General features: G+C 69.1%; 17 protein-coding genes and 1 pseudogene. 8 read left to right on the plus strand and 10 right to left on the minus strand.

Annotated elements, in window-relative coordinates; translation table 11 throughout:
* Nucleotides 1-204: 204 nt before the first annotated feature.
* A pseudogene (locus E1288_RS50580) lies at nucleotides 205-432 on the plus strand (hypothetical protein); the annotation flags it as partial.
* 148 nt (nucleotides 433-580) lie between these two features.
* Here the strand turns inward: E1288_RS50580 and E1288_RS37710 are convergent.
* On the minus strand, nucleotides 581-1,042 hold the full coding sequence (locus E1288_RS37710) for a DUF1772 domain-containing protein (protein ID WP_132493471.1): 462 nt from the start codon (nucleotides 1,040-1,042) through the stop codon (nucleotides 581-583).
* A gap of 91 nt (nucleotides 1,043-1,133) precedes the next feature.
* On the opposite strand from E1288_RS37710, the gene E1288_RS37715 reads away from it, so the two are divergent.
* Together E1288_RS37715 and E1288_RS37720 are read left to right on the plus strand one after the other, a co-directional pair.
* Nucleotides 1,134-1,712 carry a TetR/AcrR family transcriptional regulator gene (locus E1288_RS37715; RefSeq protein WP_132493472.1) on the plus strand — a complete coding sequence of 193 codons (579 nt, stop codon included), beginning with the start codon at nucleotides 1,134-1,136 and terminating at the stop codon, nucleotides 1,710-1,712.
* Between the two features lie 513 nt (nucleotides 1,713-2,225).
* Nucleotides 2,226-2,846 (plus strand): DUF308 domain-containing protein, encoded by a 621-nt coding sequence (locus E1288_RS37720; RefSeq protein WP_132493473.1) that lies wholly within the window; start codon nucleotides 2,226-2,228, stop codon nucleotides 2,844-2,846.
* 117 nt (nucleotides 2,847-2,963) lie between these two features.
* On the opposite strand, the gene E1288_RS37725 is transcribed toward E1288_RS37720, so the two are convergent.
* From E1288_RS37725 to E1288_RS37735, 3 genes are all read right to left on the minus strand, one after another.
* Nucleotides 2,964-3,779 (minus strand): RNA polymerase sigma factor SigF, encoded by an 816-nt coding sequence (locus tag E1288_RS37725; protein WP_235884093.1) that lies wholly within the window; start codon nucleotides 3,777-3,779, stop codon nucleotides 2,964-2,966.
* Nucleotides 3,776-4,207, minus strand: a complete 432-nt coding sequence (locus E1288_RS37730) for an ATP-binding protein (RefSeq protein ID WP_132493474.1) — start codon at nucleotides 4,205-4,207, stop codon at nucleotides 3,776-3,778. Before E1288_RS37730 ends, E1288_RS37725 begins: the two co-directional genes overlap by 4 nt.
* 328 nt (nucleotides 4,208-4,535) lie before the next feature.
* Complete coding sequence (locus E1288_RS37735; RefSeq protein WP_207954773.1) at nucleotides 4,536-5,030, minus strand: STAS domain-containing protein; 495 nt, start codon at nucleotides 5,028-5,030, stop codon at nucleotides 4,536-4,538.
* Nucleotides 5,031-5,353: 323 nt separating this feature from the next.
* Between E1288_RS37735 and E1288_RS37740 the strand changes: the two genes are divergently transcribed.
* Entirely contained in the window at nucleotides 5,354-5,968 is a 615-nt protein-coding gene (locus E1288_RS37740; RefSeq protein WP_235884094.1) for a putative immunity protein, read from the plus strand.
* Complete coding sequence (locus E1288_RS37745) at nucleotides 5,965-6,480, plus strand: putative immunity protein (RefSeq protein WP_132493476.1); 516 nt, start codon at nucleotides 5,965-5,967, stop codon at nucleotides 6,478-6,480. Before E1288_RS37740 ends, E1288_RS37745 begins: the two co-directional genes overlap by 4 nt.
* Before the next feature lie 457 nt (nucleotides 6,481-6,937).
* Here E1288_RS37745 and E1288_RS37750 read toward each other — a convergent pair whose 3' ends face one another.
* Together E1288_RS37750 and E1288_RS37755 are read right to left on the minus strand one after the other, a co-directional pair.
* Nucleotides 6,938-7,168: a VOC family protein gene (locus E1288_RS37750; protein WP_235884095.1), complete on the minus strand. Its 231-nt coding sequence runs from the start codon at nucleotides 7,166-7,168 to the stop codon at nucleotides 6,938-6,940.
* 485 nt (nucleotides 7,169-7,653) lie between these two features.
* Nucleotides 7,654-9,201 carry an MFS transporter gene (locus E1288_RS37755; protein ID WP_132493478.1) on the minus strand — a complete coding sequence of 516 codons (1,548 nt, stop codon included), beginning with the start codon at nucleotides 9,199-9,201 and terminating at the stop codon, nucleotides 7,654-7,656.
* Between the two features lie 159 nt (nucleotides 9,202-9,360).
* Between E1288_RS37755 and E1288_RS37760 the strand changes: the two genes are divergently transcribed.
* The gene (locus E1288_RS37760; protein ID WP_132493479.1) at nucleotides 9,361-12,660 is read left to right on the plus strand and encodes a BTAD domain-containing putative transcriptional regulator; all 3,300 of its coding nucleotides are present in this window, start codon (nucleotides 9,361-9,363) and stop codon (nucleotides 12,658-12,660) included.
* 23 nt (nucleotides 12,661-12,683) lie between these two features.
* Here the strand turns inward: E1288_RS37760 and E1288_RS37765 are convergent, their stop codons facing one another.
* Nucleotides 12,684-13,946 (minus strand): NADH:flavin oxidoreductase/NADH oxidase family protein, encoded by a 1,263-nt coding sequence (locus tag E1288_RS37765; protein ID WP_132493480.1) that lies wholly within the window; start codon nucleotides 13,944-13,946, stop codon nucleotides 12,684-12,686.
* A gap of 95 nt (nucleotides 13,947-14,041) precedes the next feature.
* Here E1288_RS37765 and E1288_RS37770 point away from each other — a divergent pair, with 95 nt between their 5' ends.
* Nucleotides 14,042-14,638 carry a TetR/AcrR family transcriptional regulator gene (locus E1288_RS37770; RefSeq protein ID WP_132493481.1) on the plus strand — a complete coding sequence of 199 codons (597 nt, stop codon included), beginning with the start codon at nucleotides 14,042-14,044 and terminating at the stop codon, nucleotides 14,636-14,638.
* A gap of 141 nt (nucleotides 14,639-14,779) precedes the next feature.
* Here the strand turns inward: E1288_RS37770 and E1288_RS37775 are convergent, their stop codons facing one another.
* The 3 genes from E1288_RS37775 to E1288_RS37785 all read right to left on the minus strand — a co-directional run bounded on the left by E1288_RS37775 (nucleotide 14,780) and on the right by E1288_RS37785 (nucleotide 17,926).
* Nucleotides 14,780-16,360, minus strand: a complete 1,581-nt coding sequence (locus tag E1288_RS37775) for a succinic semialdehyde dehydrogenase (RefSeq protein WP_132493482.1) — start codon at nucleotides 16,358-16,360, stop codon at nucleotides 14,780-14,782.
* Between the two features lie 111 nt (nucleotides 16,361-16,471).
* Entirely contained in the window at nucleotides 16,472-17,389 is a 918-nt protein-coding gene (locus tag E1288_RS37780; protein ID WP_132493483.1) for an acetoacetate decarboxylase family protein, read from the minus strand.
* Between the two features lie 198 nt (nucleotides 17,390-17,587).
* Nucleotides 17,588-17,926 (minus strand): hypothetical protein, encoded by a 339-nt coding sequence (locus E1288_RS37785; RefSeq protein ID WP_132493484.1) that lies wholly within the window; start codon nucleotides 17,924-17,926, stop codon nucleotides 17,588-17,590.
* A gap of 186 nt (nucleotides 17,927-18,112) precedes the next feature.
* Between E1288_RS37785 and E1288_RS37790 the strand changes: the two genes are divergently transcribed.
* Nucleotides 18,113-18,670, plus strand: a 558-nt coding sequence (locus E1288_RS37790) for an alpha/beta hydrolase fold domain-containing protein (RefSeq protein WP_165968473.1), incomplete at its 3' end; no start/stop codon positions are given.

The following is an 18,670-nucleotide window of genomic DNA, read 5'->3' on the forward strand; positions in this document are numbered from 1 at the left end:
CATATCCGGGGCAGGATCGCGCCCCTGTGGTGTGGGCGTCAAGGGAGCATGATCTTGACCATCGACTCCTCCGCGCGCAAATTTCTGGGGCGCTCGCCGCCCCCAGGCCCCCGGCAGGTCTCTGGGAAAAGGTGAAGCCGACCACTGCGGTCAGGTTCGGGTGGTCCTCTACCCGTCGACCTCCACAAGACCTCCGATAGCTGTAGAGATCAAACCGCCGGTCGTTGGCGTGTTGCTGAACGCCTTGATCAGGTCGTAGAGCTCCCCGCTGTGCAGACAAAGGAGAGGAACACCGTCGAGCGCCTGATCAGCAAGCTCAAGGCGTGGCGGGGCATCGCGACCCGCTACGACAAGACCCCGGAAAGCTACCTCGCCGGGCTTCACCTGCGTGCCTCGGTGATCTGGATCAAAGACCTCAACCGAACCAGAGCCGCGCAGGTCATCGAGGGGCGTAGCTTGTCGGGATCGCAGTTGTGGGCTCTCAGCGGCAGCTGCATTCCCCGATGTCGGGATTTCGGTGGCCCGCTGCCGCCCGGGGAGTGGGGATTGTGCGTCCCCGGCGTGGTGTCGGCCCGCAGGCTCAGGCGAGGGCGGCGACCATCAGGGCGAAGGCGGCGATGATGACGGCGACGCGGACGTAGTGGAAGCGGTCCCAGCGGTTCATCTGCTCCTTCCAGTCGTCGGGCCGGTTCTCGGTGGTCCACGTCTTGCCCCGGTTGTTGATCGGGACGAGCAGCAGGAGCGACATGACCACGCTGAGGATCAGCAGCGCGCCGGCGGTGACGACGAGTCCGGCGCCGTCGTGGTGCCATCCGGCGATGGCCCAGACCGCGACGAGGACGAGCGAGCCGATGTACCAGACCGGCATGACGGCGCCGAGCATCCGGCCGCCGTGGCTTCGGCCGCCGTGGCTTCGGCCGCGTTGGCTGCTGTCGTCGGGGAGGGCGTTGAGGATCGGGTTGATGACGAAGGCGACGGAGAACTCCACTCCCACCATCAGGCCGACGATCACGGTGGTGACGATCTCAAGTGCGTTGAGCATGACTACCCCTCGTGGAATCTAGTGCTGCTAGATGATGAGGCAACGCTAGCGCTACTGCCGCTTGCTTGGCTAGCGGCGCTAGGATCGAATCATGTCGGTCCAAGAACGCAAGGAGCGCGAACGGGCGGTCCGCGAGCGCCTCATCGTGGCGACGGCCCGCGAACTCGCCGAGCAGCAGGGCTGGGACGCGGTCACCACCCGCCGGCTCGCCGAGCGCATCGAGTACAGCCAGCCCGTCCTCTACAGCCACTTCCGCGGCAAGCGCGAGATCATCGGCGCCGTCGCCCTGGAGGGCGCCGCCGAGATGGCCACGGCGCTGCGGGCCGCGGCCTCCGCCGCGGACGGCCCACGCGCCCGGGTCACCGCCCTCGCCCGCGCCTACCTCGACTTCGCCGAGCGCAATCCGGCGGTCTACGACGCCATGTTCCAGCTCGACGGCGGCCTGGCGTTCGCGCACGAGGACACCCCGGAGCCTCTGAAGGACGCCTTCGCCGCCCTGCTGGAGACTCTCGGTGAGGTCACCGGGGAAGGCGTCCACCCGGCACTGTTCACCGAGGTGTTCTGGGCGGCCCTGCACGGGCTGGCGACCCTGACCCGGGCGGGACGGCTGCCCACGGAGGACGCCGAGCGGAGAGCGGAGCTGCTGGTGGACCGGCTCGCCGTGATCTGACGCGTCGTACGACCGGGCAGCAGGGTCTTCGGGCCCGGCTGCCTGCCCGCGGCATCGCTTCCGGTCACTCGCGCCCACACGGCGCAGCCGCAGATCGCCGGGCCCTGTACCCCAGACGGGCACCCGCCCCGGAAGCTGCGGTACTCATCGATCACGACCCGATACGCGCCCTTGTGCTCTCCACTCACGTGGAGGCGGTCAGCACCCCTGCGTCCTGCTCGCTGGCATCATTCGCCAGGCGAGTCCGGGGGTCCGGCTGGCGTCGCCGCTATCTTTGTCAACTTCAGCGGCAACCTGGTGTTTGGCGCTGACCGCCTGTAAAAGGCGCAATCCTTCGTCTTCGCCGAGGGCAGCCCGTTGGCTGACATCACCGAGAGCTGCGGGGTCTCCTCCCCGGGACCGTCCGTCGGGCGGTGTTGGCCGGCACTCGACCTTCGGTACGAGTTTCGCAACTTCCCTATCGGGCAATCGAGAGATCGAGTGCCGATTCAGCCTGCGAAGGGGAGGCAAGCCGTGAGCATCTCGTCGAACCGAGTCCACCTGACGCACCGGCTCGGCGCCGCCGTGCTCGGCGTCGTGCTGCTGGTGGTCGGAGTGCTGCAACTCCCGTGGACGTCCGGATACGCCATTCCTGGGCTGGCGACGACCAGCGCGGTCTCGGTGAGCACGCTGGTCGCGGGTTTGATCCTGATCTGCTCGGCCGTGTGGGGAAGCCGGATCGCCTCGTCGGTCAGCACGGTCCTCGGCGCCCTGTTCCTCCTCGGCGGCATCGTCCAGTTGGCCCTGCTGCACACATCTTGGAACGTGCTCGGCTTCCAGCTGTCCACCGCCCTCTTCTGCATCATCGCTGGACTGCTGATGCTTCTGCTCGGGTTCTACGGGCGTGTTTCGGGCGGGCTCCCGCCGGACAACCCGTACCGCCGGGATCACCCGGTCCGCACCGACCGTCCCGATCCCGACGAGCAGCTCAGGGCTGGTCGGGTCGATGAGCGAGAGCAGCGGCTGATCGACGCAGAAGTCTCCGTGGCAGAAGGAACCGCTAGCCCGCGGCAGGTCCGGGCGGTCGAGCAGGAACGGGCCCGAAAGCAAGCCGAGGACCGGCGTCGGGCGCGCCGCAGCGACGAGAACCAGTAGGTGTGCGCTGCTCCCCGGGCACGAAGTTCAGCGCAGCCGGCCCGGATGTTCGTGGTCACCGCTGCTTGCGGGACGCCGAGTCGACGCGAACATCGTGGTCTCCACTGGGGCTTGCGGTCAGGCGCTCGCAGCCTTGGTGGCCGGCGCGGCATCGACGGGTTCGGCAGGGGCGGCCTGTCGACGCAGTCGGGCCAAGGTGCCGGCAAGAAGCCGGGAGACGTGCATCTGGGAGATACCGATCTGCTGGGCGATCTGGGTTTGAGTCATGCCCTTGAAAAATCGCATGAGCAGGATGCGCTGCTCGCGCTCGGGGAGTTGGGCCAGCAATGGACGTAGCGTTTCGCGGTCGTCGACCTCGGCGAGTTCCGCGTCGTCGACGCCCACAGCGTCGGCCAGCGGGATGTCGTCGGTGATCAGCTCGTCCAGGGAGGAACTGCGGTAGGCATTACCGGCTTCCAGGCCTTCGAGGACCTCATCGAGACCGAGGTCGAGATGGCGAGCCAACTCGCTGGGAGTCGGGGCCCGCCCCAGCTCCTGGGTCAACGCGGATATCCCGCCCGAGACGGCCAGGTGCAGTTCCTGCAGCCTGCGCGGCATGCGCACCGACCACCCGGTGTCGCGGAAGTGCCGTCGTACCTCGCCGGTGATCGTGGGCACCGCGAAGGAAAGGAAGCTGATCCCGCGGCCGGGGTCGAATCGGTCGACGGCATGGATCAGACCGACGGTGGCGACCTGAACGAGATCTTCGTATGACTCGCCTCGCTGGCGAAACCTCTGAGCGATGTGCTCGGCGACCGGTAGGTGCCCGGTGACCAACTCGTCGCGCACCGCGGCGTACCTCGGGCCGCTTTTGTCCAGTGTGGACATTTTGATGAATAGCGGGAACAGCGCGTCGTACTCACCTCGGCCGGCCTCGGGCTTGGTATCACTCACCCGGTGTCCACCTCCTTGGTCATCTCGATGCGCACGAGCGGCCTGCGATGTGCAGGCCGCAGAACCTCGGTGGTCACCGAGTCCGCAAGCGCGGTGAGCACCCGCCAACTCAACGTTGCGGTGCTCGGCCCGACCGGATGTGCGCTGGTCACCTCGGCGGTGACCGCCATCCGGCAGTCATCAGCGCTGAATCGGCACACCAACGGTTCTTCGGGAGCCGCAAGCTTGACCAGCGACGCACAGGCCTCCTCCACCGCCAAACGGACATCGGCTATCGCGTCCACGTCGAAATCCGCACGCATCGCGATATCGGCGGCCACCACTCGCATCACCGTCAACGAGCCCGGCCGAGCCGGAGCCCGCACCTCCACCACGCCGGAGGCCGTCGCAGTCCCGCCCGAATGGACGGTCTGCCATGACACGCTCATCTGGCACGCTCCATCGGGTTCCACATGTTGTTCACAGCCGCTGCCCTACCCAGGGCCGCCCTCGACCAAACAAACGACATTTGCCCATCCGAGGCCGGCAAGTGGTCGGCTCAAGGCCGCCCGGTAATCCCGTGCGAAACGGCTTGCACACGGCCGGGACCAGCAACGCCAACGGAACCACACGCGCGGCAACAGGATTCGACCTCGTGGGTGGGGACGACGACGAACGTCCGCGACAAGCGCACCGTCGCCGCCAGCCCAGATCCGAATGCCCTGTCGGGCTGACCGCGCCGAAGCTGGTGCAAGTGGGGTGGTCCGGACGGGTGAGTCAGGCCGCAACCGCGGCGGCCTGCGCGGGGTAGGCGTCGAACCGGTCGAGCATGCCGGCGGCCCGCAGGGCGCTGGCCACACACGGCGGACCGGTGATCAAGCGGAAGCCGAACCCTCGCGCCTGGGCGCGCTGCTGGGCCTGCATGAGCACCCGCAGGGCATCCGCGCCCAGGAAGTTCAGCCGCGACAAGTCGATCACAACGGCATCCACTACGGACGCCAACCGGGGCGTGAGCAGCTCGGCGAATCGTGGGGTGGTCGCGGTATCCAGGTCGCCGGTCGCACCGACCACGACGATGTGGCGGCTGGGACGCCGCACCCAGAAACGCGTCGTCGGCTCTGTGCGGGCTGGAACGGCCGTGTCGCCAAGGACGGCGGCCGGCGCCTGCTCAGGGATGGGGAAAATCGTGGTCATGCTGCTGCACCTCCTGATGAGGGCAGCCAGCGAAGAAGAACAAGGCTGATCCAGCGCAACGACATCGATGCCTGTCACTCCAACAGGCAGACCCCGAAGGAACCAACGCGAACGCTCCAACTGGCTGTCGCATTCCTCGTGCGGTCTCCCTCAGCCAGTAGTCCCAGCCGAGGCCTCCAACCCTAACGTCCCGCACTCCCTCCCAGCCAGCACCGCGCTCCGGCGTGGAGCCGAGCCAACGCTGCTGCTGCACACGGGTTGCGGACCGCCTGCGTGGAGAGGCCACGCCGACGAGCCGGGTCCATGGCCGCATGTGATCTCTGGTTGAGGGTTTCCGGCGCATGTGCGTGGATCTTCGTCGCAGAGTTTCAACCGAGCTTTCAAGGATACGATTCAGGGACATGGCACAGAGCACGCACACCGTGTCCGGAGACTTCGACCTGACGATGGACGAGCTGCGCGTCGTGGCGCGTTACGTGGTTCGGCACGCAGAGGACGTCCTGCCGGTCTTCGAGCAAGCTGTTCCCGATGACCCGCGCCCCCGTGCAGCGATCGACGCGGCCTGGGCGTTCATCAACGGTGCGAACAGGACGAAATTGCAGCGCATCACCTCCCTCGACGCTCATCGAGCCGCCCGGTCCGCACCGTCCGAAGCCGCGCGACTGGCCGCGCGATCCGCCGGTGACGCCGCATCGGCCGCATACCTGCACCCCATCGCCCAGGCCGGTCAGGTCGGCCACATCCTGCGAGCCTCCGCGAGCGCTGCGCGCATTGGGGAGATGGAGGCGGGCGGTGACCCCGCGATCGGGGAAACCCTGCTGGAACGGTCGCGGCGGCGTGCGACACCGGTGCTCATCGACGTGCTCCGCCGCTACCCGCCCGCAGCGATCGGCAGAAGTCGTGTCGCCCAGCTGATGAGCACTCTGGATCATTCCCTGCGCCAGGCGGCTGATCGGTCGTCAGGGCACACCGCGGGGAGTCGCGCCGATGCGCGCGGGAAGGAGCGCAAGGCATGATCCTCCCGAAGATCCGGGACCCTCGCTTCGTGACGATCCGCCGGGGTGGGACTCTCACCGATGCGGATCACCGTCTCCTCGCCCTATGGGCGGCCTCGTGCGCAGAGCACGTCCTCGACCTCTTCGAGTCGGCCCGGCCTGGGGACCCGCGACCGCGCCAGGCGATCGAGCATGCCCGGGCCTGGGTGTGTGGCGAGGTCAAGATGATGCGGGCTCGCGCGGCGGGCGGCCATGCGATGGGGGCAGCCAGAGACCTGCGCGGGGCAGCACGGCATGCCGCGTACGCCGCCGGCCAAGCCGGGGTCGTCGCCCACGTCGCCGCGCACGAGCTCGGCGCGGCCGCCTACGCGATCAAGGCTGCCCGTGCGGCGGCACCGGAAGGCTTGAGCGAGGCCGCAGGGCGGCTCGAGTGCCAGTGGCAGCGCGATCAGCTCCCGGAGGCGATCCGCGAGCTCGTACTTGATGACCAGAGGTTGCGCAACGACATCTGCTGGTCGGTGTTCGCCTGTTGACGCAAGACCTCGCACGACCCCTGCTGCTCGCCCGGTCGAAGTTCCCGTCTCGTTCTGGGCGCCGGCGGACTTGGCGGAAGCGCGAAGCCCGCCCCCATTACCACCACCGTCGTGGGTAACGCAAATGTGCAAATTACCCCCGACAGGTCTAGCTTCCCCCACGCGAGGATCTCAGTGACGTTCCATCCTCGCCGTACGTCCTGGACTCCTCCCCCGTCCAGGGCGTCAGCAGGGCCCGACATGGTGGGTCCTGCGGTTGTTCCGCTTGCACTCCGTCGAGGGCGCAGGGGCGGTGGAACAACGCAACGAGCCGCCCCGCACCGCAGGTGCGCGGGCGGCTCGCTGCTGGGTGAACTTCGCGGTGCAGGCGACCCCCGACGGCCACCCGGATCATGGACGAAGCCAGAGCCAGATCGCGGCGACGGTGACGGTGCCGTGGAAGACGTCGGCACCTCGTTCAATGATCGCCAGATGGCGCCCGGCTGAGGTCGACGACGCAGAAGGCATTGCCATCCGGGTCGGCGAGCACGACGAAATCCGGGTTGGGCGGGTACAGATCCCAGTCCAGCACGCTTGCGCCGAGCCCGACGAGCCTCTCGACCTCCGCTTCCTGCTCCGCAGTGGTGTCCACGAACAGATCAAGGTGGATTCGCGGATGGGACTCGGCCGGCGACTCGCTGCGCTGCAAGGCCAACGCCCTGCCGGAACCGTCGGCGTGGACCAGCGTTCTCCACGTCCCACTTGCCCATTCCTCCGTGGCCATTTCGGTGTGCGGCCCGGATTCCACCGACCGGCGGCAAAGGCGCGGACGGCATGCCGACACACCTGTCCCCTGGAGACCTCCCAGCTCCCGGCTGAAGGTCGTCGCACGCGGAGGCTACGCGTCGATGATCGTCACCAGTCCCGGTCCCGCCGAAGATTGGTCACCGCGGAAGAGCAGCGGTAGCGGCGACCCGGCCGGCACAGAACACAGGCCATCTCGCCGTGGGCGCGGCGCATGTTGTCGTAGCGCTCGGCGACAGGTGTCTCAATTCCAGGACACTCGTGGGCGCATCCTGCAATTACCCTGATGACCTGGCGCGTCCACCATGGACAGTGTCTGTCCGTAGCGCACTGTGGACGAGTCGTGCGATGCAGGAGGCTGGCAATTGCGCACCAGTGCGGAGTGGCTTTTCAGTCTCCCTCGTCCTGCCCGCCCGACGGTGCGTGCCGCAGCAGCACGATCGCGGTGACGGCCAGCACCGCCACGATGCCAGCAGCGATTCCGCCCGCTAGGTTCAGGCCGCTGGTGAACGCCTCCCGAGCCTGCTCCAGGAGCTGCGTGGTCACCGGACCAGGCAGGTTCCCGGCCACGGCGTTGGCGCCGGCAAGCGTGTCGCGCGCTGCATCCGCGACCGATTCCGGGACTTCAGCCGGCAACGCGTCGTCGATCTCGTTCCGGTACACCGCGGTGACGACGCTGCCCAGGCCGGCGATGCCCAGCGCGATGCCGAATTCCATGCCCGTCTCCGACATCGCCGCTGCCGAACCGGCTTTGTCCAGCGGCGCCGAGTTGACCACCAGGTCCGTGCCGAGCACCATCAGCGGGCTGATGCCGGTGTAGATGAGCACGAAGCCGGTCACCAGCAGTGCCAGACCGCCGGTGCTGTCGACCTGCGTGATCAGGAGGTATCCCAGCACCGAGACGGACAGCGCGCCGCCGAGGACGTAGCCGGGGCGTACCCGGCGGGTGATCGCGGGCGTCAGCGACGAGGCCGCGATCAGCGCTACGGCGGCCGGCAGCAGCCAGAGGCCCGCCACGATCGGCGACAGGCCCGCCACCAGCTGGAGGTACTGCGTGATGAACAGGTACAGCCCGCCCATCAGGCCGAGGCCGAGCAGCAGCACCAGCAGCGCCGCGCTGAACGCCCGGTTCCGGAACAGCCGCAGATCCAGCAGCGGATCGACCAGCTTGCGCTGGCGCAGCGCGAACACCACGCCGAAGACCACACTGGACAGGATCGTCCCGGCAGCCAGCGCGTCCGTCCCGTACTCCGCCAGGCGCTTGATCCCGTAGATCGCCGGCAGCACGGTGGCCAGGGACAGCACTACGCTGATCAGGTCGATGCGACCCGCCTGCGCGTCCTTGTACTCGGGCAGGAGCAGCGGCGCCGCCAGCAAGAGCACCACCATGACCGGCACGGCCAGCAGGAAGACCGAGCCCCACCAGAACCGCTGCAGGAGAGCACCGCCCAGGACCGGGCCGATGGCGGTGCCGACGGAAAAGCAGGTCACCCACACGCTGATGGCCACTCCGCGCTGCCGGGGGTCTTTGAACATGTTGCTGATCAGGGCCAGCGTCGAGGGCATCAGCGTGGCGCCGGTGATGCCGAGCAGCGCGCGGGCCGCGATCAGCATCTCCGGGCTGGTGGAGTTCGCGGCGAGGATCGAAGCGAGGCCGAAGCCGAGCGCCCCGATCATCAGCAGCCTGCGGCGGCCGATGCGGTCGCCCAACGTGCCCATGGTCACCAGGAAACCGGCGATCATGAAGCCGTAGACGTCGACCGTCCACAGTAGTTCCGCGCCGCTGGGCTCCAGATCCGCGCTGAGGTGCGGGATCGCCAGGTTCAGCACGGTCGCGTCCAGCGCCAGGAGGATGGTGGGGAGCGTGAGCACGAACAGCCCGAGCCACTCCCGGGACCCGGCTCTGAGGTTCGCCGTGGCCTGAGCTTCTGTCGTCATGGGTCCTTCCACGGGTTGTGAATCGCGTATGCCGGCCCTGCCCAGCGCTGGGCAGGTGAGGAACGTGCACCAGCCTGCGGCCGGCCACTCACGAGCTGCTCTCCACGCGCTCTCCATCGGCACTCGGGCACGTCGTGGGGCTGCGTTACCGTGGCTCCCATGCGATTCGGGGTGCTGGGACCGCTGGTCGTGTGGGGAGCGGACGGCAGGCCGGTCACCGTGCCCGTGCTCAAGACGCGTTCCCTGCTGGCCGCCTTGCTGGCGCACGAGGGACGCGCGGTGTCCGCGGACCGGCTCATCGACTCGTTGTGGGATGCGGGGGAACTTCCCGGCAATCCCTCGGCTGCCCTGCAGACCAGGGTCTGGCAGTTGAGGAAGGTGTTCGAGGGCCTCGAAGCGGGCGGCCGCGAGCTGCTGCAGCTGCGGGACGACGGCTACGTGCTGCGTGTGGTCCCCGAGAGCGTCGACATGGGCAGATTCGGTGCGCTGGTGGCACGTGCCCGGGTCGCCGACGCCCCCGGCACCCGAGCGGATCTGCTGTCCGACGCCCTTGCGCTATGGCGGGGCGCGGCGTTCTCCGGCTTCGAGGACGCGGCGTTCGCACGTCCGCTCATCGCGCGACTCGAAGAGACCCGGCTGGCAGCTCTCGAAGCACGTGCCGAGGCACGGATCGCCTTGGGGGAACACCTCGACGTGGCGGAGGAACTCCACGAGCTCGTCGTGCTGCACCCGCTGCGCGAGCGGCTTCGCGCCCTCCAGATGCGCGCGCTCTTCGCCGGCGGGCGGGTGAGCGATGCGCTGGCCGGATATCAGGAGCTGCGGACCCGGCTCGCGAACGAGCTGGGCTTGGACCCCGGCCCCGAGATCACCGCACTGCACCAAGCCCTGTTGGAGCAGGCCCCGGCGCTGACAGCCGTACCCCCTGCCGCGGCCCCGTCGCGCCGCCCCATCACGAACCTGCCCGCCCCGCTCACCGGGCTGATCGGCCGCCAGAGCGCGGTGGCCGAGGTGAAGTCGCTGTTGGCAACCGCGCGGCAGCTCACGCTGACCGGCTCCGGCGGTGTCGGCAAGACCAGGCTGGCACTGGAGACGGCGGCCCAGCTCGCCGGTGACTTCCCCGACGGAACCTGGCTGGTCGAGCTCGCCGCTGTGGGCCGCACCGGCAGCGCGGACGCGGTGGACGCCGTGGCGGAGACCGTCATGACGGCACTTGGCATCAAGGAAGGGGCCGGGCTGGCGCTCCCAGATGCGGGCGAATCCCCTTCGCCCGCCGAAGTTCTCGCCGAGGCACTTGACGGCAAACGGCTGCTGCTGCTCCTCGACAACTGCGAGCGCATCGTCGAGGCGGTCGCCGAACTGGCCGCGCTCGTGCTCAAGCGCGTCCCCGGCCTGCACATCCTGGCGACGAGCCAGGAGCCCTTGGGGATCTACGGCGAGGTGGTCTGGGCCGTGCCGCCGCTTCAGGTGCCTGGTCCCGCCCGCGAGACGGAGTTCGACGCCGTGGCGCGCTCCAGCGCGGTCGAGCTGTTCGTCGCCCGGGCCGCCGCCGCGACGCCCGGTTTCACGCTCGACTCCGGCAACGCCCGGGACGTGGCGGTGATCTGCCGTCGACTCGACGGGATCCCCCTGGCGCTCGAACTGGCCGCCACCCGGGTGCGGGCTCTCGGCGTGCGAGGGCTGGTCACCCGCCTCGACGACCGATTCCGGCTCCTCGTCACCGGATACCGGGGCGCGCCGCCCCGTCAGCAAACGCTGCGCGCGATGATCGACTGGAGTTGGGATCTGCTGACCGTCCCCGAGCGGGCCGTGCTGCGTCGGCTCGCAGTTCACGCCGAAGGCTGCACGTTGCAGGCGGCAGAGGCCGTCTGCGCCGGGGAAGGGGTATCTCACGAGGACGTCCTCGACCTGCTCGCCCGCCTCGTGGACCGCTCGCTGGTCGTCATGACCGACAGCGGCGAGGAAGCCCGCTACCGGCTCCTCGAATCGGTCGCAGACTACGGCCTCGACCGCCTGCACGAGGCGGGCGAGACCGAGAAAGTACTTCAGCGCCATCGCGAGTACTACGCGGAGCTCGCCGAGCGCGCCGCACCGCTACTGCGCGGCCCCGACCAGCGACGCCAGTTGCGCCTCCTGGATGCCGAGGCCGCCAACGCCCGCCGAGCGCTCGACGACGCAGTCCGGCTCGGTGCCGTCGCAGACGCCCTCCGGCTGGTCAACGCGCTGGTCTGGTACTGGTTCCTGCGCGGCCGGCTCCGGGAGTCCAGCCGGTCGCTCGAAGCGGTGCTCGCCGCGGCGGAGAAGCCCGAGACGAGCACCGACCCGCAGGCCATGGCGTCCCTGCTCGCCCAGGCCCGGGCGTGGCGGGAGGGGTTCGCCGTGCTCGTCGGCGACCGCGCAGGGCGAACGCAGCACAGCCGTGGTGTCGCGGTAGAGCTTTCCCGCGACATCACCGACGGGCAGCAGCGGGCCATGGCCCAGTGGTTCCTCGGCTTCGCGTTGTTCGGAGTCGGCGACCAGGCCGCCAGCGAAGAACTCATAGACCAGGCGCTGGAAGCGTTCCAGGACATGGACGACAGCTGGGGAATCGCGGCAGCGCTGAGCGTTCGAGCCAACCAGGCCCACGTGCGCGGCGACCTCGATCGGCTCGCGCGGGACGGGCAGCGCAGCGCAGCGCTCTTCGCCGAACTCGCCGACGACTGGGGCCGGTTGCAGACCGTCGAACCGCTCGCCTCGCTCGCCGAGATGGCCGGCGACTACGAGCGCGCCGCGCAGCTCCACCACGAAGGACTGCGCATGGCCGAGGACCTCGGGATGTGGCCGGACGCCGCAGACCGGCTGACGAGCCTGGGCAGCGTCGCCATGCTCACCGGAGACCACGCCGGCGCGCGGGAGTTCCACCAGCGCGCGATGCGGCTCGCCGCCGAACACAGCTTCAAGCCGGGTGAGATCCACGCCGAGGTCGGCCTCGGTCTCGGCGCGCGCCGCGAGGAACGGCTCGACACCGCCGAAGCCCACATGCGCCACGTGCTGCACTGGCAGTCCACAATGGCCTTCGAACCCGGCCGTGCACTCGCCCTGGCGGAACTCGGCTTCATCGCCGAGATGCGTGGCGACGCGGACCAGGCGCTGCGCCTGCACCTGGACGGCTGGACCGCGGCCCGCAGGACGGGAGACGCGCGGGCCAAGGCGCTGGCGCTGGAAGGCCTGGCGGGAGCACACGCCCTCGCCGGACGCCACGCATACGCGGCCATGCTGCTCGGAACCGCACACGCGGCCAGGGACGCCGTGCGCATGCCGCTTCCCCCTGCAGAACGGGGAGATGTCGACCGGATCACCAAGGCACTGCGGGAGCACCTGGATGAGCACGCCTACCAGATCGCTCACCAGAGCGGAAAAGCGCTGACTCCCGAAGAGGCCCTCATCGCAGAGCCCCCGACCCCAGCAGCACACCACCGATGAAGCAGGTGGTTCCGCCGGCCCGATTACGCGGGCCTGCTCACTGCCGTAGCGGCCTGTGATTCGGGCAGCCAGGCGCGGTAGCGGCGCAGGGCCCGTCGCTGCTGGAGTTGCTCGCAGACCAGGGCGTACGCCGGGTGGGTGCCGGGCGTGGGTTTGGTTCCGCGGGCGATTCGGCGCATCTGGTGGCGGACCTGCGCCATGCTGGCCGTCGAGGCGAGGGCCTTGTCGGACCAGGTCACCGGCCGCAGCTGCCGGTCGGCCTCACGGCCGTCCCGCCAGCGGCCGGGGAGGTCCGGCGTGACGGCGAGGGCGGTGCCCATCCCGACGAGCGCCACGCCGCTGGCGAGGACCTTTTCGGCGGTGTCTCGCCGGGTGATGCCGCCGGTGAGCATCAGCGGGAGGGGGCTGGTCTCGACCAGGTCCTTCGCCAGATCCAGGAAGTAGGCCTCGCGGGCCTGGGTGCGCGCATCGGCGGGGCGGCCGGTCATCGCCGGGCTTTCGTAGCTGCCGCCGGACAGTTCGACCAGGTCGACGCCGAGCGGTTCGAGCATCGCGATCACCTGTCGTGCGTCGTCGGCGTCGAATCCGCCGCGCTGGAAGTCGGCGGAGTTGAGCTTCACCGCGACCGCGAAGGCCGGTGACACGGCGGCGCGGACGGCACGGACGACGTCCAGCAGCATCCGGGCCCGGTTCTCCAACGAGCCGCCCCACGCGTCGGTGCGCTGGTTGGCCAGCGGGGACAGGAACTGCGACAGCAGGTAGCCGTGCGCGGCGTGGACCTCCACACCGTCGAAACCCGCCTGTTCGGCGCGCGCGGCCGTGACCGCGAACCGGGCCACGGTGGCCTCGATCTGCTCGGGGGTCATGGCGACGGGACGCCCGAAGCGGCTGCTGTGCCGACCGAGGTCGACGCCCACCGCGGACGGTCCCCACACGACGCCGGGCATGTCGGCCTGGACCTGGCGGCCGGGGTGGTTGATCTGCATCCACAGCGCCCCGCCGCCGGCCTTACCGGCCTTGGCCCACTCGATGAACGGCTCCAGCGGCGCGGCCTCGTCGAGCACGACACCGGCAGGACCGGTCAGCGCCTCGGCGTGGACCATGACGTTGCCGGTGATCAGCAATCCGGCGCCGCCGGTGGCCCAGCGCCGGTACAGCTCCAGCAACTGCCGGCCGGGCAGCTGGCCGTCGCCGGCCATGTTCTCCTCCATGGCCGCCTTCGCGATCCGGTTGCCCAGCACCGAACCGGAGCGCAGGCGCAGCGGCGAGAACAGCTCGCTAGTCATCCGAGTTCCCCTCCCAAGTCTTCATCGCCTATGATGTGTGCAGTGCTCACATTACGGGGCAATGTGAGCACTGTAAACATGAGGGAGCGTGATCCGTGCCGCAAGCGAGCGCCCAGTACCACCACGGCGACCTGCGCGCAGCCTGTCTGCGCGCAGCACGGGAACTGCTTGAAGAAGACGGCGATACGGGGCTGTCAATGCGGGCGGTGGCGCGGCGGGCCGGCGTGTCGGCGACTGCCCCCTACCGCCACTTCGCGGACCGCGACGCGCTGGTCTCCGTGGTCGCCGCGGAGGGCTACCGCGAGCTCGCGGGATACCTGGCCGCTGCGCATCCCTCACCGGAAACCGCCGATGACCTCGCCGCGGTCGCCGTCGCCTACGTTCGTTTCGCGCTCGAGCACCCGGCCTTGTTCCGGGCGATGTTCGTGGAGCCCTGCGATCCGGGCAACGAGGAACGAGTCGCCGCGACCGCCGCCATCTCGGAATACGTCTGCGGCATCGTCCACGGCATCTTCCCCGGGGGCGATGCGGATGCGCTGTCGACCGCGGTCTGGGCCCTCGTCCACGGCCTGGCATTCCTGCACCTCGACGGCAAGCTCGACGCCTCCACCCCCGAGGTGGTCGCCGAGCAGGTCCGTGCCGCCGTCCACGCGCTGTTCACCGCTTCCCAGGCGATGCCCCAGAGTACGTAGCGGGGCGGTACCGGCAAGGGCTTGCGTGATCTTGCTGATCGTGCACTCGACGCCCCGTGTCCGTCTAAAGAGGACCGATCGAAGACGGATAGCCGGTACCCGCGAATCGCGAACGAAGCCGCGTCCGCCTGACCACTGCGCTTAGCGAACGCCGACTCCCTTCAGGACCTTCAGCGCGGCGGTCAGGATGGCGGCCCAGGTCCGATGCGAGACACCAGTCGGCGGGTCGAATCCCTGAACGCGTTGGTGGGCAACCGTTTGGGGCTCGGTGTACTTGAGGATGCCGTCGGCACCGTGGCGTCGGCCAAGTCCGGAGTCGCCCATCCCGCCCATCGGCGCGTCGATGCTTCCCCACGCGGCGGCGAAGGCTTCGTTGACGTTGACCGTTCCAGCGCGCAGGCGGGCGGCGACGGCCCGGCCCCAGGCTCCGTTGCGGGACCAGACGCTCGCGTTGAGGCCGTACGGGGTGGCGTTGGCCCGCGCGATCGCGTCGTCGACGTCGCGGAAGGGAAAGATCGAGACGACGGGACCGAAGGTCTCGTTGTCGTACAGCGTCATGCCGGGAGTGACGTCGGCGAGGATGGTCGGTTCGTAGAACAGCGGCCCGAGGTCCGGTCGCGCCTTGCCACCGGCAAGGACGGATGCGCCCTTGGCGACGGCGTCCTCGACATGCGCGGTGACGGTGTCCAGTTGGGCCGGGTTGGTGAGACTACCGACCTCGCAGCTGTAGTCGTACGCGGCACCTATCCGGAGTTCCTTGGTGCGGGCGGCGAACTCGGCGACGAAATCGTCGTGGATGGCTTCGGCCACGTACATGCGCTCGATGGAGACGCAGAGCTGGCCGGCCGAGGGGAAGCACGCGGCGATCGCGCCGTCGGCGGCACGCTCGATGTCGGCGTCGTCGAGGACGAGCATGGCGTTCTTGCCGCCGAGTTCGAGGGATGAGCCGATGAGGCGTTCGCCGGCGTCGCGTGCGATCCGGCGTCCGCTGGCGGTGGAGCCGGTGAACATCATGTAGTCGGCGTTGCCCATCAGCGCGCCGCCGATGGAGCTGCCCCGGCCGAGCACCATCTGCCACACACCGGTCGGCAAGCCGGCCTCGTGCATCAGGTCGAGTGCCCACAGCGCGGTGATCGCGGTCTGGGTGTCGGGCTTCTGGACGACGGCGTTTCCGGCCATGAGCGCGGGAATGGCGTCGCCGGCGGCCATGCTCAGGGGGTAGTTCCACGGCGAGACGACGGCGACGACTCCCTTGGGGTGGCGCAGTTCCGTGGTGCGGGTCAGCAGCGGGATCGCGCCGCGGCGGCGTTGGGGCGCGAGAAGTCCGGGCGCGCTGCGCGCGTAGTACCGGGTGGTGATCGCGATGTCGGTGACTTCGAGGAACGCGTCGCGGCGCGTCTTGCCGCTTTCCGCCTGCATCAGGTCCAACACCTCGTTCTGGCGCTCGAGAACGAGGTCGTGGAAACGCAGCAGGATCTTCTTCCGCTCCCGCATGGACGTGGCGGCCCAGGCCGCCTGGGCATTGCGGGCGCGCGCGAACGCCGCGTCGACGTCCGCAGGTGTCGAAACCGGCAGGGCGGCCAGCGGGGCACCGGTGTACGGGGCGTTGGTGGTGACCTGCACGGCGTCTGCCGCGGCCGCGACTCGCGCGGTCAGTCGCCCGGTCAAGGCCGCGTTCAGCGATGGGGGCAGGCCGAGAATGGGGGCGTGGTCAGTGGGCATGGCAGGGGCTCCGTGGTGTTGTCGCGGGCGGCGGGCCGGAAGCGGAAATCGGCCTCACTGCGGCTGAAGTGCTCGATCGCGGGCCGCTTGACCCCTTCTGCTCCCGCGTTCCTAGTCCCGGCTCTTGACCGAGGTCGGGACCGGCATGTGCAGGGCGAGTTGGCCTTCGGTCGTGACGTCGAGCTGAACGGCCTTGAGCGGCTTGAGCGATCGCAGGTCGTCCGCCATGCGGCCATGCCCGATCTGGAGGGCGACGTTGCGCGGGAAGCGCGCACTTCCGGCGGAGAGCACGTTGGTCTGGCTCAGGGTCGAGTGCCACGCGCCGTTGATCGACGTGTACGAGGTGAGCGTCGAAACGCGCTCGCCGGTGGGATATGCGGTCTGGGCGGGGGTGGCGACCGAGAACGACAGGTCTGTCCCGCCGGCGTCGTTGGCCACGCGCGCGGTGGTTCGGCTGTCGTCGATGCCGACGTCGAGCTCGGTGACCCATTTGGGGAAGCCGTAGCCGTCGTGGCCTCGAACCTGGGCGATATCAGTGCTCACCGGCAGGGACAGCACGTACGAATCGAGGTGGTCGTTCTTGAGGGCGGCGACGAGGTCGACGAAACCGAGCCGGCCGTGCCGCGCCGGCCGGACCGCGATCCCGACGGCGGCTTCGGTGTAGAAGTCGATGTCGCACACGTCGTAGCGGAAGAACATGATCGAGATCAGCCCGAGACCCGGCGCGACCTCCAGCGGCGCCAGCTCTCCGGGCAGGCGGGTGCGGATCGCGCGGGACCGAGCGAGCATCGTGAGCCGGGCGGTCGAGATGCGGTAGTAGAAGTTCGGGGTGAGCGTGGCACCGATCGGTGAGTCGACCCTGGTCTTGGGCAGCCGCCGGAAGAAGTCCACGCTGCTGACGCGGGGATCGCGGGCGACTTCGTCGAGATCGGTGTTCATCCGATACCGGTCGTACAGACCGCCTTTCGGGACCGCGATCGTGCGGCCGCCCAGATCGACCTCGACCGCGTCCTGGTGGATCGACGACATCGGCGCAGCTCCCTCACCCAAATGTGTACAGTGCTCACATGAGGCTAGCCTCGGGATGTGAGCACTGTCAACATCAATGCTGAGCAATGGAGTCCGACGCAACCGGACCGACACCGGCGTCAACGCAGTGGCCTCTTTCGTCGCGCTGAGCACGGTCCACGAGCTCAGCCACGCGCGCCACCGTCGCGTCAGGCGGGGTCACACATCGAACAGGGCGAGTTGGCCGTCGTCACCTTCGGGAAAGTCAGCGCTTGCACAGGGGTCGGGGGTGCCGCACAGCTCCCGGCACCGACGGCAGTCAGCGCGGAGGTCGACCGCTTCGCAGTCGAACAAGGGGTACCGGCTAACAGGTTGTCCGCAAACCGGAGTCGGTTGCTTCAGACCGTTCTTGATGCCCACCTTGACGCGGTGCACCTTGCGCCCAGGGCCGATGCGCAGGTTGTGGCCTTCGAACCGTCGGAGGTGCTTTTCTGCCTCTGCATGATCTGGACTTTCGTCGTGTGCATGCACGTGATCATCGTTGCTGGTCGTGGACATTTGCAGGCACCGCAAGATCGGTGATCTTTTGCTTTTGGGCGAGTAGGGGTGGAACTTCACCGCGCGCTCGCCGCGAACCGCCGCAGAAGCTTTGGATCTTGATGTGTTCGCTGCGGGCGGCATCAAATTTCGCTACTGTAGGTTTCGATACTCGAAGTTGCGAAATCATCTGGGCGAGGAGAAGGCATGCGTGAGGTCACTGCCGCGGAGCGGCCGCCGGAGCCGGACTGGTCGACGATGACGGTCGAGGAGCTGGTCGTTTACCGCGAGGCGGAGAACCGCTTTCGGGCGTCCAGCACGGCGCGGGCGATCACCGGAGACCCGGATCCCGGCGCCGCGATCCGGTGGCAGGAGGTGGCGCTGCCCGGCCGCGAGCTCCCGGTCCGGGTGTACCGACCATTGCCCGGGCTCGACGGCACGGGCGCCGACCGGGCCGACCTGCCACTAGTGCTCCACGTGCACGGAGGCGGCTTCGTGGGCACAGCGGTGCAGAGCGACTGGGTGAACAGCCACCTTGCCGCCCAGCTGCCCGCGGTCGTCGTCTCGGTCGAGCACCGCCTCGTCGACCCGCAAAATCCGCTGTCGGCAGCCGTCGATGACGGCTGGGACGTGCTCCAGCACGTGGTGCAGCGCGCCGCGCAGTGGGGCATCGACCCGGCGCGGACCGCCGTCTTCGGCGAGAGCTGCGGCGCGTTGATCAGCGCCCTGGCCGCGATCCGGGCCAGAGAGGCCGGCCTCCCACCC

Source organism: Saccharopolyspora elongata (assembly GCF_004348985.1).
Lineage (GTDB): Bacteria > Actinomycetota > Actinomycetes > Mycobacteriales > Pseudonocardiaceae > Saccharopolyspora > Saccharopolyspora elongata.

What these genes read in the sequence shown, in the direction of transcription:
- E1288_RS37765 (WP_132493480.1), bottom strand. Translation starts at nt 13,946, where the DNA reads ATGACTAGCGAGCTGTTCTCGCCGCTGCGCCTGCGCTCCGGTTCGGTG.
- E1288_RS37745 (WP_132493476.1), top strand. Translation starts at nt 5,965, where the DNA reads ATGATCCTCCCGAAGATCCGGGACCCTCGCTTCGTGACGATCCGCCGG.
- E1288_RS37715 (WP_132493472.1), top strand. Translation starts at nt 1,134, where the DNA reads ATGTCGGTCCAAGAACGCAAGGAGCGCGAACGGGCGGTCCGCGAGCGC.
- E1288_RS37755 (WP_132493478.1), bottom strand. Translation starts at nt 9,201, where the DNA reads ATGACGACAGAAGCTCAGGCCACGGCGAACCTCAGAGCCGGGTCCCGG.
- E1288_RS37730 (WP_132493474.1), bottom strand. Translation starts at nt 4,207, where the DNA reads ATGAGCGTGTCATGGCAGACCGTCCATTCGGGCGGGACTGCGACGGCC.
- E1288_RS37780 (WP_132493483.1), bottom strand. Translation starts at nt 17,389, where the DNA reads ATGTCGTCGATCCACCAGGACGCGGTCGAGGTCGATCTGGGCGGCCGC.
- E1288_RS37710 (WP_132493471.1), bottom strand. Translation starts at nt 1,042, where the DNA reads ATGCTCAACGCACTTGAGATCGTCACCACCGTGATCGTCGGCCTGATG.
- E1288_RS37775 (WP_132493482.1), bottom strand. Translation starts at nt 16,360, where the DNA reads ATGCCCACTGACCACGCCCCCATTCTCGGCCTGCCCCCATCGCTGAAC.
- E1288_RS37760 (WP_132493479.1), top strand. Translation starts at nt 9,361, where the DNA reads ATGCGATTCGGGGTGCTGGGACCGCTGGTCGTGTGGGGAGCGGACGGC.
- E1288_RS37740 (WP_235884094.1), top strand. Translation starts at nt 5,354, where the DNA reads ATGGCACAGAGCACGCACACCGTGTCCGGAGACTTCGACCTGACGATG.
- E1288_RS37785 (WP_132493484.1), bottom strand. Translation starts at nt 17,926, where the DNA reads ATGTCCACGACCAGCAACGATGATCACGTGCATGCACACGACGAAAGT.